Source organism: Frigoribacterium sp. PvP032 (assembly GCF_017833035.1).
Taxonomy (GTDB): domain Bacteria; phylum Actinomycetota; class Actinomycetes; order Actinomycetales; family Microbacteriaceae; genus Frigoribacterium.
Genome location: NZ_JAFIBM010000001.1, coordinates 3096943 through 3121068 on the forward strand (window position 1 = coordinate 3096943; position 24126 = coordinate 3121068).

Genomic DNA, 24126 nt, shown 5'->3' on the forward strand with positions numbered 1-24126 from the left:
GTCCACGCCCGGATCGGCAGAGTCACAGCCCACTGATAGCCGACCGACCGGAGACTCCGACCATGGACCTCCCCTGGCGCCGCCGCAGCGCGACGACCGACCCGACCACCTCGACGACCTGGGCCGCTCCCGGCGAGCCCGGCGCGCCTCCTCGTGTCCTCACGACGACCGCAGCCGAGGAGGCGCTTGCCGGCTCCCCCGGCCGCGCCCTCGCACCCGGCGCGGTCCCGCCGGGCATGCTCGTGGCCGGCGCCTGGGGCTGGCGTCTGCTGGTCGTCGCGGCGTGCCTCGCGGTGCTCGGCTGGGTGATCTCGCGCCTCGAGGAGATCGTGGTGCCCCTGCTGATCGCGATCCTGATCTGTGCGCTGCTGCAGCCGGTGGTCCGGCTGCTCACCCGGCGACGGGTGCCGCACTGGCTCGCGATCGTGGTCGCCCTGCTCGCGCTCGTCGTCGTGGTCGGCGGCCTGCTCGTGCTCGTCGTGACCCAGGTGCGTGCCGGTGCGGGCGACCTCAGCGACAAGGGCATGGCGGCGTACGACAGCCTGCGGCAGTTCCTGCGGACGTCGCCGCTGAAGCTCACGGACGGAGAGTTCGACCAGTACGTCGGCCAGGCGGGGCAGGCGCTGCAGGACGCGAGCCAGCAGATCCTCAGCGGAGTCGCGGCGATCGGCTCGGCGGCGGGGCACCTTGTCGCGGGCGGGCTGCTGACGCTCTTCGCGACGATCTTCCTGCTGATCGACGGTCGGGGCGTCTGGCACTGGGTCGTCCGCCTCTTCCCGCGGGCGGCACGTCCGGCCGTCGACGGAGCCGGCCAGGCGGGCTGGCAGACGCTCACCTCGTTCGTGAAGGTGCAGGTCGTGGTCGCCGCGGCGAACGGCATCGGGATCGGCCTGTTCGCGTTCTTCCTCGGGCTGCCCCTGGCGGTGCCGATCGCGATCCTCGTGTTCCTCGCGTCGTTCATCCCCGTGCTCGGCGCGATCGTGACGGGTGCCCTCGCCGTCGTGCTCGCACTCGTCGTCGCCGGGCCCGTCCAGGCGCTGGTGATGCTCGGCGGCGTGCTGCTCGTGCACCTGCTCGAGGCGCACGTGCTGCAGCCCCTCGTCATGGGAGGCGCGGTCAAGGTGCACCCCCTCGCCGTGGTCTTCGCCGTGGCGGCGGGCTCGCTCGTGGCCGGCATCCCCGGAGCCCTCTTCGCCGTCCCCACCGCCGCGACGGTCAACGTCATGGTCAAGTACGTCGCCTCGGGCCGCTGGAAGGCGCGGCGCGAGGGCCCGCTCGCCGTCGACGGCGCCCCGCCCGCGGGCGCCTGACGCCGTCGCGCTTCACTTCGTCTGGTTCGGGTGTGCCGTGAAGACGTCGATGACGACGATGACGACGACCGTCCTCTGCTCGACGTAGTACCAGATGCGCGCACCGCCAGTCAGCTCGTACTGCCACCGGTCGTGCTCGACGCCGTCACGGACGATCGTCGCCAACTCGCCTCGGAGCTGGTGGCATCGAGGATCAGATGTGCACGGCGCCGTGGTCAACCGATCCCACGCGTCGACGGCCGCGTTCTTCTGGGTCGCGACGACGTCCCGCCACCCGGTCTCAGCTGAGCGGGTGCCGAATCGCAGGACGTGCTCCGTCGTCTTGACAGGCCTCGGGACCCCGGCGGCCTTCTTCGCCATCAGCCGCGCGGGTCGGCCACGACCGGCGCGTCGGGCAGCCAGTCGTCGACAGCCCCGCGGCCTGCCGCGACTGCCTTCGCGGTGTTCATCCACGCCGTGATCTCGGTCAGGATCCGAACGGGCTCGTTGACGACGAACGCCCCCCTGGCCGTCTCGATGATCGTCCGGGCACAGACCTCTTGGTCAGCGGGGCTCAGCAACTTGATCCACGGCAGCTGACGTGACAGGCGGTCGGCCAGCGAGCCGTCGTCGTCCAGGGAGACGGCGATGAGCTGGGCTGCGACCTCGAGCACACGACGGTGCACGAGCGCCTCGCGCTTCGTGACCAGCAGCAGGGCCTCGCCGTCGCGACGCGTCACCTCGACGGGGCCGTCCTCGGCCGCGGCGAAGACGGCCGCCGAGTGCCGGGACAGGTCCGACGACCGCACGACGTGCGAACTCGGGACGAGGGGGGCAGAGGTGACGCTCATGCGGACATCGTATTCCGATCACGTTCTGAAGTCGAGAGGGGCGACGACGGGACCAGTGATGAGCCGAGCCCTGGCCCCCCGCACCGCGCACCCCCGGCACCGTCCCCGTGATTTGCGCGCGATCCGCCGGGGCCGAGCCCTCCGGCCCGGGAACCACGGGCCGCTGAGACGGGATCACTCTCGCTTTGGCCGACCACCCCTGACCACACCGCAGCGCGGCGCAGCTCAGCTCAGCGCAGCTCAGAACGGCACCCCGCAGCGCAGCACCACGTTGGCGTACGGCGTCGCCTCGCCCGTGCGCACGAGCAGCCGCGCCCGCCCGCTGAGCGCCTTCAGCTCGTCGTGCGAGACGTGCGAGACGTCGTCGAACCGCGCCGCGATCTGCTCGCCTGCGGCAGTGCCGACGCTCTCGTCCGCCGCCGTGCACGCCTCGAAGACCGCATCGGCCAGCAGCGCGTCGAGCACCCCGGCGAACGACGGCAGGCCGTGCACGACCGCGAGGTCGACCACCGGCACGCCGGCCGGCAGCGGCAGGCCGCAGTCCGCGACGACCACGAGGTCGCCGTGGCCGAGGCCGCTGATCGCGGCGTTCAGCTGGGCGTTGAGGATCCCGCCGCGCTTCACGCCCGCACCTCCAGCGCCGTGACCTGCTCGTCCGTCGACGGCAGCTCGTCGTCGACGCCCGGGTACGAGGGCTGGGTGCCCGCGGTCGTGACCGAGTAGGCGCCGACGCGCACCGCCTCCTGCGCGGCCTCGAGCAGCGACGACCCGGCGGCGAGCGCGGCGCTCAGGGCGCCGACGAACGCGTCGCCGGCTCCCGACGAGTCGACGGCCCGCACCTGCGGGGACGGCACCGACCACGAGCCGGAGGCGTCCGAGACGAGCGCGCCGGCCGCACCGCGCGTGAGCACGACGGAGGCGACGCCCAGCGCACGCAGCTCGCCGACGACGGCCGCGTCAGCGCCAGACGAGGAGTCCGACGAGGCAGCAGACGCACCCGACGAGGCAGCAGCCGGGGAGGCGCCCGTCGAGTCGTCCGACGCGTCCCGCCCCGCGAGGCGCTCGGCAGCCTCCGGCGCGACGAGCTCGAGCAGCAGGCGCCCCTCGTGCTCGTTGAGCACGAGCGGGTCCGCGAGGCGGACGACCTCGGCCGAGACCGCCACGACGGGTGCGAGGTTGAGCACCAGGCGCCCCGTGGCGAGCCGTGCAGCGCGCTCGATTCCCGAGACGGGGATCTCGCCCTGCAGCACGACCACGGCAGCGCGGGAGACGACGTCGGCGTGCCGCGCCACCGCCTCCTCGTCGACCGACGCGTTGGCGCCGGGCACGACGACGATCGTGTTCTCGGAGTCGGAGCCGACGCTCACCACGGCGAGCCCGGTGGGGCCCTCCGTGACCGCGACCCGTTCGACGTCCACGCCGCTCCCGACCAGCAGCGGCAGCGCCGCCGACGCGTGCACGTCGTCGCCGACCGCGCCGATCATGGTCGTGGCGGCACCTCGACGGGCCGCGGCGACGGCCTGGTTGGCGCCCTTGCCGCCGGGCAGCAGCGTCATCGACGTGCCGATCAGCGTCTCGCCGGGGAGGGGGAGGCGGTCGACGGTCACGACCTGGTCGACGTTGATCGACCCGACGACGACCACGCCGGCGCCGGCCACCTCAGCAGAGCCGTGCATCAGGAGAAGTCACCCACGTTCTCCTTCGTGACCGTGATGACCTCGACGGCCTGGTCGGAGGGGCCGTCGTCGCCCTCGCCTCCGTCGATCGCCTTGACGGCCTGGTCGACGGCCAGCGCGCCGAGCTCGCCCGGCTGCTGGGCGATGGTGCTCGACATCGTGCCGGCCTCGATGGCCTTCAGCCCGTCCTCGGTGCCGTCGAACGCGGCGACCTTCACGTCAGTGCCGGCACGCGAGCCGAGCGCCTGGATCGCGCCGAGGCCCATCTCGTCGTTCTCGGCGAAGACGCCGACCGCGTCGGGGTGCGCCTGCAGCAGGTTGGTCGTGACGTCGAGCGCGGTGGCGCGGTCGAAGTTGGCGGTCTGCTGCGCGACGACGGTGATGCCGGGGAACTCGGCGATGCCCTTCGTGAAGCCCTCGCCGCGGTCGCGGCTGGCGGAGGTGCCGGCGACGCCCTGCAGCACGATGACCTCGCCCTGCTCGCCGATCGCCTCGGCCAGCGCCTTGGCGGCCTGCTCGCCGCCGGCGACGTTGTCGCTCGCGACGAACGACGCCACGTCGGCGCCGTTGACCGCACGGTCGACCGCGACGATGGGCACGCCGGCGTCGTTGAGCTGCGAGGCGGCGGGGCCGGCAGCGTCGCTGTCGACCGCGTTGAGGATGACGGCGTCGGCGTTCGACGCCGCGGTGGCCAGCTGGTTGCTCTGCGTCGCCGAGTCGTTCTGCGCGTCGACGACCTGCAGGTCGACGCCCTTCTCGTCGGCCTCGGCCTGCGCGCCGTCGCGCAGCTCGACGAAGAACGGGTTGTTGAGCGTCGACAGCGACAGGACGACCGTGGGGCGCTCTGCCTCCCCTGCGGGGGTGCGGTTGCAGCCGGCGGTGCCGGTGACGACCACTGCGACGACGGCGGCGACGGTGGCGGCCTTGCGGAACGAGGAAGACTTCATCGTGTGTCCTTCGGTGGGGTTCTGGTGGTGCGGGTGGGGTTCAGGGGAAGTGGGGTTCAGGGGAAGTGGGCGTCACGCGCTGCGCGTCTTGCGGCGCAGCACGTCGACGCCCACGGCGAGCGCGATGACGAGGCCGATGACGACCTGCTGCCAGAACGACGTGACGTTGAGCAGGTTCAGCCCGTTGCGGATCACGACGAGCACGAGGGCGCCGATGACGGTGCCCGAGATGCGGCCGACCCCGCCGGCGAGGCTGGCCCCGCCGATGACGACGGCGGCGATCGCGTCGAGCTCGTAGCCCGCCGCGGCCTGGGGCTGGGCGGAGTCGAGGCGGCCGGCGAGCAGCAGGCCGGCCAGCGCGGCGAACAGGCCCGCCAGGCCGAAGACGGTGACGACGATCCGCTTGACGGGCAGGCCCGACAGGCGGGCCGCCTCCGCGTTGCCGCCGACCGCGTACATGGTCCGGCCGATGACGGTGCGGTTGAGGATGAACGACGCGATCGCGGCCGCCACGACCAGCACGATGACCGGCACGGGCACGGGCCCGACGTTGCCGCCGAGGAACGACACCGCGGCGGGCGTCGAGATCGGGCGGCCGTCGCTGACGACGAGCGTCAGGCCGCGGGCGACGCTGAGCATCGCCAGCGTCGCGATGAACGAGGGCAGCTTGCCGTAGGCGCTGGCGAAGCCGTTGACGAGACCGGCCACGAGACCGGTGGCGAGGCCGACGACGAGGGCGAGCCCGCCGGGCAGGCCCGCCGTCGCGAAGGTCCAGCTCGACACCATCGCCGACAGGGCGGCGACCGAACCGACCGAGAGGTCGATGCCGCCCGCGACGATGACGAAGGTCATGCCGAACGCGAGCACCGCGACGGTCGACACCTGGATGCCGATGTTGAGGAGGTTGCGGCCGGTCAGGAAGTCGGGCGTCGCGATGAAGAGGGCGAGGCAGAGCACGACGAGCCCGACGAGGGCGCCGTTGGCGGCGAGGAACGCCTTGATGTCGAAGGAGCGTCGCTGCGCCTTCACGGTGGTGGTGGTCATGGGTGTCTTCCTGCTCGGGTCTGGTTCGTCGGGTCGTGGTGGGGAAGCGGCGCGCGGGCGCGTCAGGCGGCGTCGGAGTCCGGGACGTCGCGGGCGGCGAGCGTCATCAGCGCGTCCTGGGTGGCGTCGGCCGCGGCGAGCTCGCCGGCCACGACGCCGTCGCGCATGACGATGATCCGGTCGCTCATGCCCATCACCTCGGGCAGCTCGCTGCTGACCATGACGACGGCTCCGCCTGCCGCCGTGATGGTGTTGATCAGCTCGTAGATCTCGACCTTGGCGCCGACGTCGACGCCGCGGGTCGGCTCGTCGAGCAGCAGCACCGTCGAGCCGGCGATGATCCACCGGCCGAAGACGGCCTTCTGCTGGTTGCCGCCCGAGAGGGCGCCGATCGGCTGGTCGATGTCGCGCATCCGGATGCGCAGCCGGGCGGCGACCGCCTGGGCACGCTCGCGCTGTCCCGTGAAGTCGACGAGTCCGCCCCTGGCGCTGGAGGCGAGGGTCGCGTACCCGAGGTTGTCGTTGACGGAGGCGCCGAGCACGAGGCCCTGGCCCTTCCTGTCCTCCGGGACGTGCCCGATGCCCGCGGCGATCGCGCCGGCGACGTCGCCCTTCCTCAGAGCCCGACCTCGGACGCTCACCGTGCCTGACGAGTACCGGTCGACGCCGGCGATCGCGCGGACGACCTCGGTGCGGCCCGCGCCGACAAGACCGGCGATGCCCAGCACCTCCCCCGCCCTGACCGTGAACGACACGTCCCGGAACCGATCGCCGGTCAGGCCCGAGACGACGAGCACGTCGCCCGCGCCGTTCTCGGCGCCGGGTCCCCGGGGGTACTGCTGGTCGATGTCGCGGCCGACCATCAGGCGCACGAGCTCGGGCTCGGGCGTCGACGCGGGCACCTCGGCGACGAACCGTCCGTCGCGCAGCACCGCGACCGTGTCGCCGATCTCCGCGATCTCGTCGAGGTGGTGGCTGATGAAGAGCATGCCGACGCCGCGGGCCCGCAGCTGCGCGACGACGGCGAAGAGCTGCTCGGTCTCGTGCCGGGTGAGCGCCGCCGTCGGCTCGTCCAGGATGAGGATGCGCGCGTCGATGCTCAGCGCCTTCGCGATCTCGACCAGCTGCTGTCGCGCGATGCCGAGCTCGGCGACCTTCGTGTCGACGTCGACGTCGAGCCCGATCAGCTCGAGCGCGGCGCGCGCCCGACGCTTCAGCTCGCGTCGGTCGACCATGCCGAAGCGGGTCGGGAACCGGCCCATCATCACGTTCTCGGCGACGCTGAGCGACGGCACGAGGTTGAGCTCCTGGTGGATGGTGGCGATGCCGAGCTTCTCGGCCGCGAGGGCGCCGGGCAGCGAGACGGGATCGCCGTCGACGAGCACGCGGCCGCCGTCGGGCTGGTAGACGCCCGACATCATCTTGATGAGGGTCGACTTGCCTGCGCCGTTCTCGCCGAGCAGCACCTGCACCTGACCGGCGCGCACGTGCACCGTGACGTCGTCGATGACCCGGACGGGCCCGAACGACTTGCTCACGCGGTCGAGGGTGAGGAGGGGACGATCGTCGCTGATCGAGGTGGTCATGGTCAGTTCCTGCCGAGTGGTCGGGACGGGGTGGGGACGGGAGAGGACGAGGAGGCGCGGACGACGAGCTCGCTCGGCAGCGTCACCGAGTCGGGACGCCGTCCCGCGATGACCTCCTGCAGCAGCTCGACGGCGCGGCGCCCCATCTCGTCGACGCTGTGCGCGATGACGGTGAGGGCCGGGTCCAGCAGCGAGAACCACTCGACGTCGTCGAAGGCGACGACGGCGACGTCCTCGCCGATGCGGAGGTCGAGGCGGTGCAACATCGCGATCGCGCCGACGGCCATCAGGCTGTCCGCGGCGAGGATCGCGGTCGGCGGCTCGTCGAGGCTGAAGAGCGCGTGCACGCCCTCCGAGCCGCTGGCGCTCTGGAAGTCGCCGAGGTGCACGAGGGCCGCGTCGTCGCTGAGGCCGCTCTCGGCCACCGCGCTCGTCCACGACTCGAGCCGCTCGCGGCCGGTCGAGACGCTCTGCGGGCCGGCGATGTAGCCGACGCGCACGTGGCCGAGCTCGGCGAGGTGCCGCACGGCCGCCCGGATGCCGGGGCCGCTGTCGGTGGTGACGCTCGGCACGTCGACGCCAGGGATGGTGCGGTCGACGAAGACGGTGGGCACGTCGCGAGTCAGCAGCGCGTCGATGCTCGCGGAGTCGCCGCCCTGCGGGGCCACGATCACGCCGTCGACGCGGCGCGAGATGAGCGTGTCGAGGTAGCGGTCCTGCTGCTCGCGGTTCTCGTTGGCGTTGCCGAGCAGCGTCACGTAGCCGAGCTCGAGCAGGCCCTGCTCGATCGTGTGCGCGAGGTCGGCGAAGAACGGGTTGCGGACGTCGGAGACGAGCAGCCCGACGGTGTCGGACCTCGTCGAGCGCAGCGCCCTGGCCTGGGCGTTGGGGCGGAAGTCGAGCTCGCGGACCGCCTGCTCGACCTGCTGCCGCGACTCGGCCGACGTGGCCGGGTTGCCCGACAGGACCCGCGACACCGTCGCCGGGGAGACCCCGGCGCGCTGGGCGACGTCCTTGATCGTGACAGCGGTCATCAGCTACTCCGTCGTGAGCTCGGGTGGTGCGGCAGGTAGCCCTGCGGTGGTGGCACTGGTCCATGGAATCGATTCCATGGAACCGATTCCATGGAACCGATTCCATGACGGTAGCCGCGACCGCCCCGACTGTCAACTGCGCCCGTCGCGTCGCCGCCGCCCACTCGCCTCCCGGCCAGCGCACCCGCGGGCCTAGAGTCGGCACATGATCGTCGCCCTCGTCGCCGCCTCCCTCGCGGCCCTGCTGCACGTGTACATCTTCGTGATGGAGTCCGTGCTCTGGACGACCCCGCGCGTGCGCGCCACCTTCGGCATCACGAGCGACGCCCAGGCCGAGCACACGAAGCCGCTCGCCCTGAACCAGGGCTTCTACAACCTGTTCCTCGCGATCGTGACGATCGTCGGCGTCGTGCTGGTGATCGCAGGAGGCGTCGGCCCGGCCCCCGAGGCCTCCCCCGCCGGCCTCGCCCTCCTCCTCGCCGGCACGGGGTCGATGCTCGCCGCCGCCCTCGTGCTCGTCGTCACCGACCGCAGCAAGGCGCGCGCCGCCGCGACTCAGGGGCTGTTCCCGCTCGTCGCGCTGCTCGCGCTCCTGGTGTCGGCCGTCGCGTAGCCGACCCGACCCGCGCACTACCCTGGGCTGGTGACCGACCCGACCACCGCCTCCTCGGCTGCCGCCCCCGCCGCGCCGACGACCCACTGGACCCTGACGCTCGTCTGCGACGACGCCCCCGGCATCGTGCACGCGATCAGCGGAGCGGTGGTGGAGGCGGGGGGCAACATCACCGAGTCGGCCCAGTTCTCGAGCCACGACACCGGCACCTTCTTCATGCGGCTGCAGGTCGAGGCGCCCGGCGAGCGCGCTGCGTTCGAGGCCCGGCTCGCCCCCGTCGTCGAGCGCTACGGGATGCAGCACGAGCTCGACGTCGTCGGCCGGCCGATCCGCACGCTCGTGCTCGCGAGCAAGGCGGCGCACTGCCTGAACGACCTGCTGTTCCGCCAGCGCGCCGGCCAGCTGCCGGTCGAGATCCCGCTCGTGCTGGCCAACCACCCCGACCTCGGCGAGCTCGCGGAGTTCTACGGCACCCGCTTCGAGCACCACGCCGTCTCGGACGCCGAGAGCAAGGCCGCCTTCGAGGCCCGTGTACTGCAGGTCGTCGACCGGTACGACATCGAGCTGGTGGTGCTCGCCCGCTACATGCAGATCCTCAGCCCCGAGCTGTGTGCGGCGCTGGAGGGGCGGGCGATCAACATCCACCACTCGTTCCTGCCCGGGTTCAAGGGCGCGAACCCCTACCGACAGGCGCACGCACGCGGCGTGAAGCTGATCGGGGCGACGGCGCACTTCGTCACGAGCGACCTCGACGAGGGGCCGATCATCGAGCAGAACGTCGTCCGGGTCGACCACACCCGCAGCGCGCCGGAGCTGATGGCGATCGGCCAGGACGAGGAGAGCCGCACGCTCACCCAGGCGGTCCGCTGGTTCGCCGAGAACCGGGTGCTGCTCGACGGCGCCCGCACCATCGTCTTCCGCTGAGCCGCCGCCCGGCCCCGCCTCCGCCCCGTCCCCGCCCCGTCTCCGGCCGAACACCCTGCAGTGGACGATGCGCCCCGACACGACGGGGTGCATCGTCCACTCCGGGGTGCAAGGAGGCGCCACGCACCTGGCGCGCGGTCGTACGCTGGCACCGTGACCCCGACCGACGCCGCGACCGCCGACCACCGTCCGCCCGCAGGTCGCCGTCCGGCCCCCTTCGAGCTGCTCCGCTTCGCGGTCGAGCTCTTCGCCCTCTTCTCCCTCGCGCTGTGGGGCTACCTGGCCTGGGCGTGGCCGTGGCCGGCCCTCGCCTTCATGATCGGCGCGCCCGGCTTCGCCGTCGTCGTCTGGGCGCTCTTCCGCTCGCCCCGCGCCGTGGTGCCGACCGACCGTGTCGGCCGAAGCCTCGTCGAGATCGCCGTGATGGGCGCGGCTGCGATCGCCTGGGCCCAGCTCGGCCACCCCGTCGTCGCGGTCGTCTTCGCCCTGGTCGCCGCCGTCACCGGTGTCGTCGCCGCCCGCCGGGAGGACCGCGCATGAGCACCACCCTCTTCACGAACGCCCACGCCGTCGACGCCACGGGCGAGACCGAGGGCTTCTGGATGCTCGTCGACGGCGACGTCATCGTCGCGACCGGCAGCACGGCCGAGCAGGCCTTCCCCCTCGAGGCACCTGGTCGGCACCGGGACGGACGAGACGGACTGGGAGGCGCGCTGCCGGTCGCCGACGTCGTGGTCGACCTCGACGGCGCCCGCCTCACCCCCGGACTCGTCGACCTGCACACCCACGGAGGAGGCGGTGCCAGCCACGACGGAGCTGCGGACGAGATCGAGCGCGGCCTGGCCCTGCACCGCTCGCACGGGACGACCCGCTCGCTGGTGAGCCTCGTCGCGAACCCGATCGACCGCCTCCGGGGCTCGCTCGAGACGATCGCCGAGCTGCGACGGCGCGATCCGCTCGTGCTCGGCGCCCACCTCGAGGGGCCGTTCCTGGCGCCGCACCGCAAGGGCGCGCACGCCGAGCAGCACCTCGCCGTGCCCTCGCCACAGAACGTCGACGCCCTGCTCGGGGCCGTCCCCGGCGTCGTGCGCCAGGTGACCCTGGCACCCGAGCTGCCCGGCGGGCTCGACGCCGTCGAGCGGATCGTCGCCGCCGGAGCCGTCGTCGCCGTCGGCCACACCGACGCGGACCACGACCTCGCGGTCGCGGCATTCGACCGCGGCGCGACCATGATGACCCACGCGTTCAACGCGATCGCGGGCATCGGCCACCGCGAGCCCGGCCCCGTCGTGGCCGCGATCAGCGACGACCGGGTGACGATCGAGCTGATCCTCGACGGCGTGCACGTGCACCCGGAGGTCGTCCGCATGGTGTTCGCCTCCGCCCCCGGCCGCGTCGCGCTGATCACGGACGCGATGTCCGCCGCGGGCTCGGCCGACGGCGACTACCTGCTCGGCGAGCTCGCCGTGACCGTCAGCGACGGCGTCGCGGTGCTCGCCGGGACCGACACCATCGCCGGCTCGACCCTCACTCAGGACGCCGCCCTGCGGCTCGCCCTGACCGGTGCCCAACAGTCGCCGATGTGCGCCGTCGAGGCGTTGACGACGGTCCCCGCGAAGGCGATCGGCGAGGAGGAGCGGATCGGCCTGCTCGCTCCCGGCTACGTCGCCGACGCGGTCGCGTGGACGGACGACTGGCACGTGTCGCGCGTGTGGGCCGCGGGGCGCGAGCTGACGGACGGTCGCTGAGCCGCCTCGTCGCGCGCCGCTCGACCGTGATTCGGGAAACGAGGCGTCTGAGTTCCTGAACCGTGCACGGTTCAGGACCGCGCCTCCTGCGCAGTGCGAACTCAGGACTCATCGTCCTGAATGAGGAGAGACCTGGACGCGCAGAGTGGCGGCGCGGGGCGCGGGGCGCAGGGCGCGGGAGCTAGAGCGTGCGGCCGGCGTTGGCGTCGAGCCAGGCGCGCGGATCGACCTGGGTCGAGCCGCCGATCAGCACCTCGAAGTGCAGGTGCGCTCCGGTGGCGACGCCGCTGCGGCCGACGAGGCCGACGAGCTCGCCGACGGCGACCTGCTGGCCGACGACCAGCGGGCTCGAGCCCACGACCATGTGCGCGTAGAGGGTGCTGATCTTCTGTCCGTCGATGACGTGGTCGATCACCGCGTACTGGCCGAACTGCGCGTGCAGGCCCGACGTGCGGACCGTCCCGGCGGCGACGGCGCCGATGGGCGTGCCGCTCCCCGGGGTCATGTCGAGGCCCATGTGCATGCTCGAGCACGCGGCGCACGGCGCGGCGCGCGGGCCGAAGCCCGAGCTCAGCACGACCGTGCCGGGGAACGGCCACCGGATGTCGCCCGTGCCGGAGTTGACGATGGTGCCGCCGCCCGCCGCGACGCCGCCGTTGCGGGTCGACTGCGCGTTCGACGTGCCGGCCTCGGGCGTCGGCGCGACGACCGGGGGCGGGGGCGGCGGAGGCGGGGCGTCCTTGACGACGAACGCGTCGCGCTCCGAGACGGTGAGCACCACGAGCGACGCGGCGAGCGTCTGGCCGGGGACGGGAGCCGCGGCCGAGGTCTGCACGACCGAGCCGCCGAGGTCGCTCGCGGTCGCGGGCGTGACGTTGGACGAGAAGAAGAGCCCGCTCGCCAGGAAGGCGACGGCGGGCACGGCGGCGGCGCGAAGACGGCGGGCGGCCTTCGACATGGTCGCGCGGGCGACGGGCGGTGCGGACGGTGCGTGAGAGGACGAGGAGGCGCGGGCCGGCGACACGAGGACGGGCACGCGGCGAGGACGCACGGCCACGACCGCGCGAGAAGAGGACGACGCAGCCGCGGCGACAGCCGACGGAGCAGTCGCCGCAGACGGAGCGATCGGAGCCGGAGCCGGAGCCGGAGCCGGGGCCGGGGCCGAGGATCCGGACGCCGCAGCGAGCGCAGCTCGCTCACGCGCCAGGGCCTCGCGCCGGGTCAGCGGAGCGCCAGGCTCGACCGGGGCTGCAGGCTCGACCGGGGCGGCGTCGGACGCGCTCACGGGGCCGTCACGAAGGGGCCGGGGCTGTCGATCACGGTCCTCCTCGCTCCACGGGTCCCGTCGAGTGTAGGCCAGGGTCGTCCGACGCACCAGAGGCCACGCCCCGGCCGCGGGCCAGCGCCGACCGGGCAGGGGTGCGTACTCTCAGGAGGAGACAGCTAGGTCATGACCGGACGGGACCACCGCCTCCGGCCCGACGAGGACAGGCGATGATGCACGTGATGGGGCACGCGACGAGGCACGAGACAGGTCAGCAGATCACCGACGGGGCCGTGCCCAAGCACGAGCAGCTCCGGACGATCCTGCAGCGCCTCGCCGCCGACGAGCTGCCCGCCGGCGCCGCGATCCCCAGCGAACGCCAGCTGATGGTCGACCACGGCGTCAGCCGCATCACGGTGCGCCAGGCGGTCGGTCAGCTCGTCTCCGAGGGCTGGCTGACGCGCGTCCGCGGCAAGGGGACCTTTGTGGCCCACCGCGCGGTGCAGTCGACCCTGCGCCTCAACTCGTTCACGAGCGAGATGACCTCGCTCGGCCACCGTCCGAGCACCGTGGTGCTCGTGCGTGACGAGCGGGTCCCCGCTCCCGAGACCGCGGCGGCGCTCGGCCTCGGCCCGGGCGAACCGGCCCTGCACGTCAAGCGCCTGCGTCTCGCGGACGGCGAGCCGGTCAGCATCGACGACGCCTGGTACCCCTCCGCCCGGCTGCCGGGGCTGCTCGACCGCGACCTCAGCCTGTCGCTCTACCGCCTGCTGGCCGACGAGTACGACCAGCCGGTGACCCGGGCGACCCAGACCGTGGCCGCGCGGGCGGCGCCCGTCGACATCGCCACCCTGCTGGGGACGCCCGACGGTGCACCCGTGCTCCACTTCGAGCGGGTGTCGTTCTCGGGAGACGAGCCGATCGAGCGGTCCGAGAGCTGGTACCGGTCCGACCGGTACCGCCTCACCATGCAGGTGACGTCGGCAGACGAGCCGGCAGCCGTCTGAGACCCCGGCAGCATCCGCCGAGGCGGCGCGCGCCCGGCCAGCACCCGCTCAGAAGCTGAAGAGCGGCGACCGCGCCTCGACGTCGGTGCCGACCGACTCCTGGGGCACGCTGTCGGGAGCACTGTCGAGCACGACGACGGGGCACACGGCCGAGTACCCGGCAGCCGCGACGACGGCAGGGTCGAAGCGGACGACGACGTCGCCGGCCGCGACGGTCGCTCCCTCGGCGACCGCGAGCTCGAAGCCCTCGCCGCCGAGCTTGACCGTGTCGATGCCGACGTGCACCAGCAGGCCGGTGCCCGACTCGTGCACGACCGCGAAGGCGTGCGGGTGCAGCTTGACGATCTCGCCGTCGACCGGCGAGACGACGTCGACGAGACGACCGCCCGCAGGAGGCGCGCTCGGCTCGATCGCCACGCCCGCTCCCACGAGCTGGCCGGCGAACACCGCGTCGGGGACGTCCGCGAGCGAGACGACCCGGCCTGTGACGGGGGCGAGTGCGACGGTCACGGCAGGAGGTCGTTGATGTCCTCGGCGAGCGAGTCGGCGATCGTGCCGACGATCACCTGGACGCTGCCGCCGGCGCGGACGACCGCGGTCGCGCCCGCGGCCTTGAGGGCCTTGTCGTCGACGAGCGAGATGTCCTTCACGTCGGTGCGGAGGCGCGTGATGCAGCCCTCGATCTCCTCGATGTTGTCGGCGCCGCCGAGTCCGTCGATCATGGCCTGTGCTTTCGACATGAGCTGTCCTCCTTCGTCGTGGCGCTCGAGCCCGAGCGCACCGCCTAGTTGACACCACCGGCGGGTCTGAGGAAACTACCACTCACTGGTCATGACCGGACAGGACCGGCCGACCCGCACCTCCTGCCCCAGGGCCCTCGCCTGCCCCGACGATCCGTCGTGGCGTGGGCACCTGCTGCACGACGCCGCGCACCGACGAGAGGACCACTGATGACCACGAGCGAGACCACGGCCACCGCGCCGAAGAAGGGCTCAGCCGCCTTCGCGGTGCTGCAGCGCCTCGGCCGCAGCCTCATGCTGCCGATCGCCGTGCTGCCCGCCGCCGGCCTGCTGCTGCGCCTCGGCCAGCCCGACCTGCTCGGCGCGATCCCCGGCTTCGAGACCGGCGGCTCGGTCATCAGCGCGGCCGGCAACGCGGTCTTCACCTGGCTGCCGCTGATCTTCGCGGTCGGCATCGCGATCGGCTGGGCGAAGAAGTCGGACGGCTCGACGGCCCTCGCGGCGGTCGTCGGCTACATGGTCATCGACGGGGTCTTCACGGCGATGTCGCCGCTGGTGCTCGCCGGTGAGACGACCGCCGCCGGCGACCCCGCCGTCATCAACTACGGGGTGCTCGGCGGCATCGTGATGGGCCTGCTGTCGGCGATGCTCTGGCAGCGCTTCTACCGGACGAAGCTGCCCGACTTCCTGGGGTTCTTCTCGGGTCGCCGCCTCGTGCCGATCCTCACGGCCGTCACCGGCCTCGTGGTCGGCGTCGTCATGTCGTTCATCTACCCGCTCTTCAACTCGGCCCTCACGTGGATCGGCACGGCCGTCGCCGCGAACGACGTCGTCGGCGGCGGCGTCTTCGGCGTGGTCAACCGCCTCCTGATCCCGACCGGCCTGCACCACATCCTCAACAACGTCGTGTGGTTCCTCGTCGGCGACTACACCGGAGCCGACGGCACCCTGTACCGCGGCGACCTCACCCGCTTCTTCCAGGGCGACCCGAGCGCCGGCGTCTTCATGACCGGCTTCTTCCCCATCTTCATGTTCGCCCTGCCCGCCGCGGCCCTCGCGATCTGGCGCCACGCCCGCCCCGAGAAGAAGAAGCTCATCGGCGGCATCATGCTGTCGACGGCGCTCACCGCGTTCCTCACCGGCATCACCGAGCCGCTCGAGTTCTCGTTCATGTTCGTCGCCTGGCCGCTCTACCTCATCCACGCCGTCCTGACGGGCACGTCGATGGCCCTGGTGAACGCGCTCGACATCCACACCGGGTTCTCGTTCTCGGCCGGCCTGATCGACTACGTCCTGAACTTCAACATCTCACAGAACTCGATCTGGCTGATCCCGATCGGCCTCGGCTACGCCGTGATCTACTACGTCGTCTTCAGCTTCGTGATCAAGAAGTGGAACCTCAAGACCCCCGGTCGCGAGGACGACGACGTCTCGGCCGAGTCCGCCGACGCGGCGACGAAGGCCTGACGCGTGGAGATCGTCATCGTCCGCGACGCCGCCGAGGCAGGCCGCGTCGCCGCCCTGAAGATCGCGTCCGTCGTCGAGCGGAAGCCCGAGGCCGTGCTCGGCCTCGCCACCGGCTCGTCGCCCACCGGCATCTACGCGTCGCTGGCGGCCAGGGTGCAGGCGGGCGAGCTCGACTTCTCGCGCGCCTCCGGCTTCGCCCTCGACGAGTACGTCGGCATCCCGCTCGAGCACCCGGAGAGCTACGCGTCGGTGATCCACCGTGACGTGGTCGAGCCGCTCGGGATGGACCCTGACCGCGTGCGGGTGCCCGACGGTCGCGCCGACGACATCGAGGCGGCTGCTGCCGAGTACGACGACGCCATCGCGGCCGCGGGCGGGATCGACATCCAGATCCTCGGCATCGGGGCGAACGGGCACATCGGCTTCAACGAGCCGACGTCGTCGTTCGCGTCGCGCACCCGCATCAAGACGCTCGCGCCGCAGACCCGCGCCGACAACGCGCGCTTCTTCGACGACCCCTCGCAGGTGCCGACGCACTGCATGACCCAGGGGCTCGGCACGATCCTCGACGCCCACGAGGTCGTGCTGGTCGCGGTGGGCTCGTCGAAGGCCTCGGCCGTCGCGGGCATGGTCGAGGGGCCGCTCTCGGCGATGTGCCCCGGCAGCGCCCTGCAGCTGCACCAGCACGCGACGATCGTCGTCGACGAGGAGGCGGCGGCGCTGCTCACCCTCGCCGACTACTACCGCTACACCTACGCCAACAAGCCGGCCTGGCAGCGCTTCGAGCGCTGACCTCGGTCGCGCACTGAGCCGGTCTGGAGCCCTCGCATTCAGGAACATCTGTCCTGATCCAGGAGCCGGCCCTCCTCATTCAGGAAGATCCCTCCTGATCGCTGCCGCGCCTCCTTGCAGCACTCAGGAGGCGCGGCTCGCTCGTTCCTGAAGCGTGCACGGATCAGGACCGCGAGTCCCCCCGCTGCGCGGATCAGGCAAGAAGTTCCTGAATGAGGAGGGGGCGCATCAGCCCCGAAGGAGGCGCGGCGTCAGCCCCGCAGGTCGGGGAAGTCGGCGTCGCGCCACTCGGAGGCGAGGCGGTCGCCCGACCGGGCCGCCGCCTCCTCGCGCTCGCGCAGCTCGACCCGGCGGATCTTCCCCGAGATGGTCTTCGGCAGCTCCTCGACGAACTCGAGGCGGCGCACCCGCTCGTAGGCGGGCAGACCGGTGCGCGCGTGGGCGAGGACGGCCCGGGCGGTCTCGGCCGTCGGCTCCCAGCCGGCGGCCAGCGTCACGTACGCCTTGACGATCGCGAGCCGCACGTCGTCGGGAGCCGGCACGACGGCCGACTCGGCGACCGCGGGGTGCTCGATCAGCACGCTCTCGACCTCGAACGGCGACACCTTGTAGTCGGACGACTTGAAGACGTCGTCGGTGCGGCCGACGAAGGTGATCATGCCGTCGGCGTCGCGGGTGGCGACGTCGCCGGTGTGGAACAGGCCGTCGCGCTGCGCCACCGCCGTGCGGGCCTCGTCGCCGAGGTAGCCCGCCATCAGGTTGACCGGACGGACGCTGAGGTCGAGGCAGACCTCGCCCGCGTCGCCGACGACGCCCGTCGCCGGGTCGACGAGCACGACCTCGACGCCCGGCAGGGGGTGGCCCATCGAGCCGGCCTTGACGACCGACCCGGGCGGGTTCGCCACGATCGCGGTCGTCTCGGTCTGGCCGTAGCCGTCGCGGATGTCGAGGCCCCAGGCCTGCTGCACGCGCGAGATGACCTCGGGGTTGAGCGGCTCCCCCGCCGACAGCGCCTCGCGGAGCGCGACGGGTCGCTCGCCGAGCGACGACTGGATCAGCATCCGCCAGACGGTCGGCGGCGCACAGAACGAGGTCACCTCGGCCCGGTCGAGCTGCTCACGCAGGGCCGCGGCCGAGAAGCGCGCCTGCTCGTGCACGAACACCGTGGCCTCGGCGGTCCACGGCGCGAAGAAGAGGCTCCACGCGTGCTTGCCCCAGCCCGGCGACGAGATCGTGAGGTGCACGTCGCCCGGACGCACGCCGATCCAGTACGTGGTCGTGAGGTGCCCGACCGGGTACGACGCGTGCGTGTGCACGACCATCTTGGGCTTGCTCGTCGTGCCCGAGGTGAAGTACACGAGGCACGGGTCGCTCGTCGCCGTGGCGACGACGGGCGCCGTCTCGGAGGCGCGGCGCGAGTCGTCGAACGACGCCCACCCCTGGCGCTCCCCGCCGACCACGATCCGCCCCACGCCCTCGGCGATGTCGTCGAACTTCGGCGCATCGGCGACCGCCGCCACGACGTGCCGGACGAGCCCCCGCTCGACCCGGTCGGCGAGGTCGTGCGGGGCCAGGACGACGGAGGTGGGCAGGATGACCGCACCGATCTTCATGATCGCGAGCATCGCCTCCCACAGCTCGACGCGGTTGCCGAGCATGAGCATGACGTGGTCGCCCTGCGCGACGCCGCGCTCGACGAGCCACGAGGCGACCTGGTCCGAGCGGCGGCGCATCTCGTCGAACGTGACCCGGTGGTCGACGCCGTCCTGGTCGACGATCCAGAGCGCGACACGGTCGTTGCCCTGCGCGATCACGTCGAACCAGTCGCGGGCCCAGTTGAACGAGTCGCCGACGTCCGGCCAGCGGAACGCGGCACGGGCCGCCTCGTGGTCGCCGGCATGTGCCGACAAGGAGTCTCGGGCGGCGCGGAACGCGGCGGTGGACGGCTTCTCGGCGGCGGGGGCTGCGGCAGGGACCATGTCCCCATGATGCTCGCCCGCCCATGCCGAGCGCGGCATGCGGCGCCGTGCTCCGCCGTCGGCCGGCCGGGCGGCACGGCCTCTTCTCCGCTCGAGGGCGGGTTGCCGTCGCCGAGGGCGGGTCGCGGACTACCCGCCCTCGGCGACGGCGACCCGCCCTCGACGGATCCGCACGGAGGGTCGCGGGCGAGCGCCTCTGGGAGGATCGGAGGATGAGCGACCTCACCCGCACCTCCTCGTCCGACGCCGCCGCATCCGCATCCGTCGCCGCTCCAGCATCCGCACACGCCTCCGCCGCCTCCGCTCCCGCCGCCTCCGGACAGCGGCGGGTCGCGCTCGAGATCGCCGTGACGTCGCTCGCCGGCGCCCGCACCGCGCTGGCCGAGGGCGCCGACCGGGTCGAGCTCTGCACCGCACTCGAGATCGGCGGCGTGACACCGTCGCAGGGCCTGACGGAGGCGGTCGTCGCGACGGGCGTGCCGGTGCACGCACTCGTCCGGGCGCGCGGCGGCGACTTCGTCTACGACGAGGGGGACCTCGTCGTGATGGAGCGCGAAGTCCGCACCCTCGTCGCTGCCGGCGTCGCCGGGGTCGTCGTGGGGGCGCTGCGGGGCGACGGCTCGCTGGACGTCGACGCCGTGGCACGGCTCGTGTCGGCCGCACGCGACGCGGCCGCAGCCCGTCCGGCAGAGCTCGGCGGAGACCGCCTCGAGGTGACCGTCCACCGCGCCGTCGACCGGGCGGCCTCGCCGGTCGACGCCGTCGCCGCCCTGGCCGCGCTCGGGGTCGACCGGGTGCTGACCTCAGGAGGCGCCTCCCGGGCACGAGACGGGCTCGCGTCGGGCGTGCTGCCCGACATGGTCGCGGCGGCCGGCGGCGTCGAGGTGATGGCCGGCGGCGGCGTCCGCATCGACGACATCGCCGCCCTCGTGGACGCAGGCGTCGCCGCCGTGCACCTGTCGGCGTCGACGACCGCCACGACCGCCGCAGCCGGGACGGCCGTGGACGGGGACGGCCGGTCGCTCGTCTCGCTGGGCTCGGCGGGCGCGACCGACGCGTATGCGGTGACCGACGCCTCCGTCGTCCGGGCCGCGCGCGCGGCGGTCGACGCTGCGGTCGATGGTGCACGCGACGTCGCACCGCGCACGCCCGCGCCTCGCACCCCCTGACGAACCCGGGCGCCCCTGCCCGGCGAGGCTGGCCAGCCTGGCTGGCCCGGCCCGACCGTGAGCGTGCACAGTGGAGCGATGACGCAGAAGTCCCTCCTCGTGGTCGGCGGCACCGGCCAGATCAGCGCCGCGTGCGTGCGCGAGGCGGTGCGCGGCGGCTGGTCCGTCTCGGTGCTCAACCGTGGCAGCACCGCCAGCCGCCCCCTCCCCGACGAGGTCGAGCCGATCGTCGCCGACGTCCGCGACGAGGAGGCGCTGGTCACGGCCCTGGCAGGCCGCCAGTTCGACTCCGTGGCCGACTTCCTGACCTTCACCCCCGACGAGCTGCACTCGATGCTCCGTGTCGTGGTGCCGCACGCCGACCAGTACGTGTTCATCGGCTCCGCCTCCACGTACCAGAAGCCGCCCGCCGCGCTGCCGATCTCGGAGTCGACCCCGCTGTTCAACCCGTGGTCGCCGTACGCCCGCGACAAGATCGCCTGCGAGCGGCTGCTGCGCGACGAGCACCTCGCAGGCCAGGTCCGCGCCACCGTCGTGCGCCCGTCGCACACCTACGACCGCACGCACGTGCCGCTGCTCGGCGGCTGGACCGTCGTCGAGCGGATGCGTCGCGGAGCCCCCGTCGTGCTGCACGGCGACGGCACCTCGATGTGGGCGATGACCCACGCGGACGACTTCGCGCGGGCGTTCGTCCCGCTGCTCGGCGCCCCCGAGGCGTCGGGCGAGGCGTTCAACATCATGTCGTCCGAGCTGCTCACCTGGAACCAGATCGCGCGCTGCCTCTCGGACGCGGCCGGCGGGTCGCTGCACGTCGTCCACCGCACGACCCACGACCTGGTCGCGTCGGCGCCCGAGTGGGACGCCGACCTGCGCGGCGACCGCAGCCACCCCGCCCTGTTCGACTCGTCGAAGGTCCGCGAGGTCGCCGTCGGCTGGGAGCCGCGCGTGCCCTTCGCCGAGGGTGCCCGCCAGATCGTCGCCTGGCACGACGCCGACGCGTCGCGGCGCGTGGTCGACCCCGGGGTCGACGCCCTCTACGACCGGCTCGCCGCAGGCTGACGGTCGGCCCGGCCGATGCCGCGTGCGCGGGCAGGACGTGCGCAGCCGTCGGTGCGGTTCGTCAGGGCGGCGACGCTCGGAGTGCGGGCGGGCCCGTCGTGGGCGGACCGTCGTCACCGCCCGCTCACGACGAACTCGACCGGGCTGACGTCAGCGGCGCTGGCCGCCGGGCAACGGGCGGGGCGCCGATGGCTCAGCGCAGCCGGTTCCAGGCGTCGACGCCAGCTCGTCGCCGATCGTCTCGCGCGCCCCCGACGGCGCCCTGAAGCTGCGCACGCCGGTCGGAGCCGGGTCGTCCGAGGCCGACCGGGCGGCGACGAGGGCGTCCCGCCCGACGGACGTCCCGCCGGGCGGGAGCACCACCTCGACGTCCGCGGACAGCTCCCGCGACGCCAGGCTCTCGGCCCAGGTCGCGTAGACCCGTGAGGCCGGGGCGTCGTCGACACGGCGCACGACGAGGGTCGGGAGCACGTCGTCGAGGTCGAGGTCGATGCCCGCCACGTCGGGGTCGCCGGCGGCCTGCTCGACGAGCGCGAGGGAGGCGTCGAGGCGTCGTCGTCCTCGGGCAGCGCCACCCCGCCGGTCGGCCCGTCCACGGTCAGCGCGAAGCGGTCGTCCGGCCGGGAGTCGGTGAAGTCGCGTGCTGCCCGCGCGACGCGGACCACGTCGTCCGCCCCGGCGTCGTCGGCCAGGACGATCGTCGCGACGCCGACGGACTCGCCCGAGAACGGGTTCACCGGGTTCGTGAGCTCGGACGAGGTGTCCACGACGTCGACGACGCCGTCCTGCGCCCGCGACCACTCGTCCAGGTCACGGAGCGGCCCGACGGAGTCGGGGAAGTACACGCACCCGCCGAGCAGCAGCGCGATCGTGGCGGCCCCGGCGATCGTCGCTCCGGCACGTCTCGAGACCGCCCCCGTCGTCATGCTCCGACCCTGGCCGTCGGGCTGGCGACGCCTGCACGCCCGACGTGCTCCGCAGGCTCGGGACCGGGGACGTTCAGAAGCGCGTCAGCCAGGTGCCCTCGACGACGGGGGGCTGCTCGCGGCTGGCCGTGCCGCCTCGCACCAGCGAGAGCTCGCGCCACTGCGACAGCGTCGTGCAGGGGTGCGAGACGCCGAGGCGCACCAGGTCGCCCACGGCCAGCTCCGAGGAGGCGCCCAGCCGGAGGAACGCGTGCTGGTCGTTCAGTGCGGTCACCACGGCACCCTCGAGCACTCCGTCGAGGCGCGTCGCCGACGTGTCGTCCGCACCGCCTCCCGCGGTCGGTCGCCAGGCGTCGAGGGGCAGGGGCAGGCCCTCGTCGTCCGCCGTGTCGCGACGTCCGACGTTCAGCAGGGCGAGCTCGGGCTCGGGTCGCGAGATGACGCTCGCCCAGAGCCCGATGGCGGGCAGGAACGACTCGCGGCCCGTGACGCCGTCGATCGGCGGGGTCGTGTCGCGGGCGAACGGCGTCAGCCGTCGGTAGAGGTCGTGGTCGTGCGCGACGTACGAGCCCGAGCGGAGCACCACGCGAGTCCGTCGCCCGCGTGTCCCGGCGGGGTCGTGTCGCTCGGCGAGCACCGCGACGACGCGCTCGAAGTAGACGCTGCCTCCCGCGCTCACGACGACGTCGCCGCCGCCGGCGAGCCACGGCTCGAACGCCGCGGGGTCGATCGCGTCGAGCAGCTCGAGCACGGTGCGCAGGTAGTCGTCGACCAGCTGGATGCCCGCGGGGTCGACGTCGTGCGTCAGGGCTCCCTCGTAGCCGGTGACGCCGGCGAGCACGAGGTGCGGCGACGCGACGACGGCGTCGACCACGGCGAGCGCCTCGGCGACGGTGCGGGCTCCGGTCCGGCCGACGGGCGAGCCGATCTCGACGAGCACGGCGAGCGGCGGCACGGCGGGGCCGGAGGCGCCGGCGCCGGATGCCGCGCCGGCGTCGGCGTCGGCGTCGAGGCCAGCGTCGGCGTCGGCGTCGAGGCCAGCGGCGGCCTCGACGGAGCTCGAGGCCCGGGCTGCTGCCCGCGCGAGCGCCTCGTCGGCGAGGCGCACGGCCTCGGTCGAGTCGACCCACATCAGCACGCGCGTCGACCCGGGGTCGGCGGCGAGGGCGACGAGCGCCTCCTCGTGGAAGGTCGTCCCGGCGAGCACCACGTTCCGGACGCCGGCCTCACGCGCCACGGCCGCCTGGAACGCCGTCGCGACCGTGATGCCCCAGGAGCCCGCGTCGAGCTGCCGCCGCCAGATGTCGGGCGACATCGTCGTCTTGCCGTGCGGCGCCAGGTCGACTCCGGCCGCCCGGCACCACCCGGCCATCGTGCCGACGTTGTGCTCGAGGGCGTCGAGGTCGACCGTGAGGACGGGCGTGGGGAGGCGCAGCAGCGGCACCGGCCGGTGCCCGCTCGCGAAGGTGGCCTTGGACGTCTGCACAGGGTGTCCTCTCGTCGTGGCACGGGGCGGTCTCCCGATAGCTTTGCAGGGCAGCCCCACCGACACGACATCCCCGTCGACACGACATCCCCGCCGAGACAGAGACGAGACCCCCTGTGAGCGACAAGACCCAGGTGATCACCACCGGAGCCCCCACCCCCATGCCGATCTTCTCGCAGGGCGTGCTGAAGAACGGGTTCCTCGCCGTCTCCGGCCAGGGCCCGCAAGATCCGGCGACGGGCGAGTACCTGTTCCGCGGCGACCTGACGGCGCAGACCCTGCGCACGCTCGACAACGTCAAGGCGATCGTGGAGGCGGCGGGCGGCGCCGTCGACGACGTCATGTCCCTGCGCGTGTTCCTCACGCAGCGGAGCGACTTCGCCGAGATGAACGCTGCCTACGAGACCTGGGTCCGGGCGAACGTCACCAGCGGCGTCTTCCCCACCCGCACGACGATCTTCGTCGAGCTGCCGAACGAGGCGATGCTCGTCGAGATCGACGCGCTCGCCGTCCTCGGCTGAGCCC

General features: G+C 73.1%; 25 protein-coding genes. 11 read left to right on the forward strand and 14 right to left on the reverse strand.

Annotated elements, in window-relative coordinates; genetic code table 11:
- Positions 1–62 precede the first annotated feature (62 nt).
- A complete protein-coding gene (locus tag JOE35_RS14300) occupies positions 63–1310 on the forward strand; it encodes an AI-2E family transporter (RefSeq protein ID WP_209561611.1) in 1248 nt (415 codons plus the stop codon).
- A 12-nt stretch (positions 1311–1322) separates the two neighbouring features.
- On the opposite strand, the gene JOE35_RS15725 is transcribed toward JOE35_RS14300, so the two are convergent.
- The 8 genes from JOE35_RS15725 to JOE35_RS14340 all read right to left on the reverse strand — a co-directional run bounded on the left by JOE35_RS15725 (position 1323) and on the right by JOE35_RS14340 (position 8427).
- Entirely contained in the window at positions 1323–1475 is a 153-nt protein-coding gene (locus tag JOE35_RS15725) for a hypothetical protein (protein ID WP_245186125.1), read from the reverse strand.
- 194 nt (positions 1476–1669) lie between these two features.
- The gene (locus JOE35_RS14310; protein ID WP_209561613.1) at positions 1670–2140 is read right to left on the reverse strand and encodes a prevent-host-death protein; all 471 of its coding nucleotides are present in this window, start codon (positions 2138–2140) and stop codon (positions 1670–1672) included.
- A gap of 240 nt (positions 2141–2380) precedes the next feature.
- Positions 2381–2764 (reverse strand): D-ribose pyranase, encoded by a 384-nt coding sequence (rbsD, locus tag JOE35_RS14315; RefSeq protein WP_209561614.1) that lies wholly within the window; start codon positions 2762–2764, stop codon positions 2381–2383.
- Complete coding sequence (locus JOE35_RS14320; RefSeq protein ID WP_209561615.1) at positions 2761–3816, reverse strand: ribokinase; 1056 nt, start codon at positions 3814–3816, stop codon at positions 2761–2763. Before JOE35_RS14320 ends, rbsD begins: the two co-directional genes overlap by 4 nt.
- Positions 3816–4763: a substrate-binding domain-containing protein gene (locus JOE35_RS14325; RefSeq protein WP_209561616.1), complete on the reverse strand. Its 948-nt coding sequence runs from the start codon at positions 4761–4763 to the stop codon at positions 3816–3818. The genes JOE35_RS14320 and JOE35_RS14325 overlap by 1 nt, the downstream gene beginning before the upstream one ends.
- Before the next feature lie 72 nt (positions 4764–4835).
- Entirely contained in the window at positions 4836–5807 is a 972-nt protein-coding gene (locus JOE35_RS14330) for an ABC transporter permease (protein ID WP_146903122.1), read from the reverse strand.
- Positions 5808–5869: 62 nt separating this feature from the next.
- Positions 5870–7393 (reverse strand): sugar ABC transporter ATP-binding protein, encoded by a 1524-nt coding sequence (locus tag JOE35_RS14335; protein ID WP_209561617.1) that lies wholly within the window; start codon positions 7391–7393, stop codon positions 5870–5872.
- Positions 7394–7395: 2 nt separating this feature from the next.
- A complete protein-coding gene (locus JOE35_RS14340) occupies positions 7396–8427 on the reverse strand; it encodes a LacI family DNA-binding transcriptional regulator (protein WP_209561618.1) in 1032 nt (343 codons plus the stop codon).
- A gap of 205 nt (positions 8428–8632) precedes the next feature.
- Between JOE35_RS14340 and JOE35_RS14345 the strand changes: the two genes are divergently transcribed.
- The 4 genes from JOE35_RS14345 to nagA all read left to right on the forward strand — a co-directional run bounded on the left by JOE35_RS14345 (position 8633) and on the right by nagA (position 11712).
- Entirely contained in the window at positions 8633–9040 is a 408-nt protein-coding gene (locus JOE35_RS14345; RefSeq protein ID WP_209561619.1) for a DUF1304 domain-containing protein, read from the forward strand.
- A gap of 30 nt (positions 9041–9070) precedes the next feature.
- Positions 9071–9964 carry a formyltetrahydrofolate deformylase gene (purU, locus tag JOE35_RS14350; RefSeq protein ID WP_209561620.1) on the forward strand — a complete coding sequence of 298 codons (894 nt, stop codon included), beginning with the start codon at positions 9071–9073 and terminating at the stop codon, positions 9962–9964.
- Positions 9965–10117: 153 nt separating this feature from the next.
- A complete protein-coding gene (locus JOE35_RS14355) occupies positions 10118–10504 on the forward strand; it encodes a YrdB family protein (protein ID WP_209561621.1) in 387 nt (128 codons plus the stop codon).
- A complete protein-coding gene (gene nagA / locus JOE35_RS14360) occupies positions 10501–11712 on the forward strand; it encodes an N-acetylglucosamine-6-phosphate deacetylase (protein WP_209561622.1) in 1212 nt (403 codons plus the stop codon). Before JOE35_RS14355 ends, nagA begins: the two co-directional genes overlap by 4 nt.
- Before the next feature lie 181 nt (positions 11713–11893).
- Here the strand turns inward: nagA and JOE35_RS16160 are convergent, their stop codons facing one another.
- A complete protein-coding gene (locus tag JOE35_RS16160; protein ID WP_209561623.1) occupies positions 11894–12748 on the reverse strand; it encodes a M23 family metallopeptidase in 855 nt (284 codons plus the stop codon).
- A 458-nt stretch (positions 12749–13206) separates the two neighbouring features.
- On the opposite strand from JOE35_RS16160, the gene JOE35_RS14370 reads away from it, so the two are divergent.
- A complete protein-coding gene (locus tag JOE35_RS14370) occupies positions 13207–13983 on the forward strand; it encodes a GntR family transcriptional regulator (RefSeq protein ID WP_245186126.1) in 777 nt (258 codons plus the stop codon).
- A 48-nt stretch (positions 13984–14031) separates the two neighbouring features.
- Here JOE35_RS14370 and JOE35_RS14375 read toward each other — a convergent pair whose 3' ends face one another.
- Both JOE35_RS14375 and JOE35_RS14380 read right to left on the reverse strand, forming a co-directional pair.
- Complete coding sequence (locus tag JOE35_RS14375) at positions 14032–14493, reverse strand: PTS glucose transporter subunit IIA (RefSeq protein WP_209561624.1); 462 nt, start codon at positions 14491–14493, stop codon at positions 14032–14034.
- Positions 14490–14723, reverse strand: coding sequence for a glucose PTS transporter subunit EIIB (locus JOE35_RS14380; protein ID WP_209561625.1), 234 nt, complete (start codon positions 14721–14723; stop codon positions 14490–14492). The genes JOE35_RS14375 and JOE35_RS14380 overlap by 4 nt, the downstream gene beginning before the upstream one ends.
- A gap of 210 nt (positions 14724–14933) precedes the next feature.
- Here JOE35_RS14380 and JOE35_RS14385 point away from each other — a divergent pair, with 210 nt between their 5' ends.
- Together JOE35_RS14385 and nagB are read left to right on the forward strand one after the other, a co-directional pair.
- The gene (locus JOE35_RS14385; RefSeq protein WP_209561626.1) at positions 14934–16190 is read left to right on the forward strand and encodes a PTS transporter subunit EIIC; all 1257 of its coding nucleotides are present in this window, start codon (positions 14934–14936) and stop codon (positions 16188–16190) included.
- 3 nt (positions 16191–16193) lie between these two features.
- Complete coding sequence (gene nagB / locus JOE35_RS14390) at positions 16194–16982, forward strand: glucosamine-6-phosphate deaminase (protein ID WP_209561627.1); 789 nt, start codon at positions 16194–16196, stop codon at positions 16980–16982.
- Positions 16983–17233: 251 nt separating this feature from the next.
- Here nagB and JOE35_RS14395 read toward each other — a convergent pair whose 3' ends face one another.
- Entirely contained in the window at positions 17234–18961 is a 1728-nt protein-coding gene (locus tag JOE35_RS14395; RefSeq protein WP_209561628.1) for an AMP-binding protein, read from the reverse strand.
- 212 nt (positions 18962–19173) lie between these two features.
- Here JOE35_RS14395 and JOE35_RS14400 point away from each other — a divergent pair, with 212 nt between their 5' ends.
- Entirely contained in the window at positions 19174–20130 is a 957-nt protein-coding gene (locus JOE35_RS14400) for a copper homeostasis protein CutC (RefSeq protein WP_209561629.1), read from the forward strand.
- 78 nt (positions 20131–20208) lie between these two features.
- Positions 20209–21189, forward strand: a complete 981-nt coding sequence (locus tag JOE35_RS14405) for an NAD-dependent epimerase/dehydratase family protein (RefSeq protein WP_209561630.1) — start codon at positions 20209–20211, stop codon at positions 21187–21189.
- Positions 21190–21339: 150 nt separating this feature from the next.
- Here JOE35_RS14405 and JOE35_RS14410 read toward each other — a convergent pair whose 3' ends face one another.
- On the reverse strand, positions 21340–21690 hold the full coding sequence (locus JOE35_RS14410; RefSeq protein WP_209561631.1) for a hypothetical protein: 351 nt from the start codon (positions 21688–21690) through the stop codon (positions 21340–21342).
- Positions 21691–22188: 498 nt separating this feature from the next.
- On the reverse strand, positions 22189–23601 hold the full coding sequence (locus JOE35_RS14415) for an alanine racemase (protein WP_307803103.1): 1413 nt from the start codon (positions 23599–23601) through the stop codon (positions 22189–22191).
- Between the two features lie 116 nt (positions 23602–23717).
- On the opposite strand from JOE35_RS14415, the gene JOE35_RS14420 reads away from it, so the two are divergent.
- Complete coding sequence (locus tag JOE35_RS14420) at positions 23718–24122, forward strand: RidA family protein (protein WP_209561632.1); 405 nt, start codon at positions 23718–23720, stop codon at positions 24120–24122.
- The last annotated feature ends 4 nt before the right edge of the window (positions 24123–24126 follow it).

Coding starts and splice junctions, on each gene's coding strand:
- JOE35_RS14310 (WP_209561613.1), bottom strand. CDS start 2,140: ATGAGCGTCACCTCTGCCCCCCTCGTCCCGAGTTCGCACGTCGTGCGG.
- JOE35_RS14330 (WP_146903122.1), bottom strand. CDS start 5,807: ATGACCACCACCACCGTGAAGGCGCAGCGACGCTCCTTCGACATCAAG.
- JOE35_RS14385 (WP_209561626.1), top strand. CDS start 14,934: ATGACCACGAGCGAGACCACGGCCACCGCGCCGAAGAAGGGCTCAGCC.
- JOE35_RS14395 (WP_209561628.1), bottom strand. CDS start 18,961: ATGGTCCCTGCCGCAGCCCCCGCCGCCGAGAAGCCGTCCACCGCCGCG.
- nagA (WP_209561622.1), top strand. CDS start 10,501: ATGAGCACCACCCTCTTCACGAACGCCCACGCCGTCGACGCCACGGGC.
- JOE35_RS14325 (WP_209561616.1), bottom strand. CDS start 4,763: ATGAAGTCTTCCTCGTTCCGCAAGGCCGCCACCGTCGCCGCCGTCGTC.
- JOE35_RS14345 (WP_209561619.1), top strand. CDS start 8,633: ATGATCGTCGCCCTCGTCGCCGCCTCCCTCGCGGCCCTGCTGCACGTG.
- JOE35_RS14335 (WP_209561617.1), bottom strand. CDS start 7,393: ATGACCACCTCGATCAGCGACGATCGTCCCCTCCTCACCCTCGACCGC.
- JOE35_RS14380 (WP_209561625.1), bottom strand. CDS start 14,723: ATGTCGAAAGCACAGGCCATGATCGACGGACTCGGCGGCGCCGACAAC.
- JOE35_RS14300 (WP_209561611.1), top strand. CDS start 63: ATGGACCTCCCCTGGCGCCGCCGCAGCGCGACGACCGACCCGACCACC.
- JOE35_RS14405 (WP_209561630.1), top strand. CDS start 20,209: ATGACGCAGAAGTCCCTCCTCGTGGTCGGCGGCACCGGCCAGATCAGC.
- JOE35_RS14400 (WP_209561629.1), top strand. CDS start 19,174: ATGAGCGACCTCACCCGCACCTCCTCGTCCGACGCCGCCGCATCCGCA.
- JOE35_RS14370 (WP_245186126.1), top strand. CDS start 13,207: ATGATGCACGTGATGGGGCACGCGACGAGGCACGAGACAGGTCAGCAG.
- JOE35_RS14320 (WP_209561615.1), bottom strand. CDS start 3,816: ATGCACGGCTCTGCTGAGGTGGCCGGCGCCGGCGTGGTCGTCGTCGGG.
- JOE35_RS14340 (WP_209561618.1), bottom strand. CDS start 8,427: ATGACCGCTGTCACGATCAAGGACGTCGCCCAGCGCGCCGGGGTCTCC.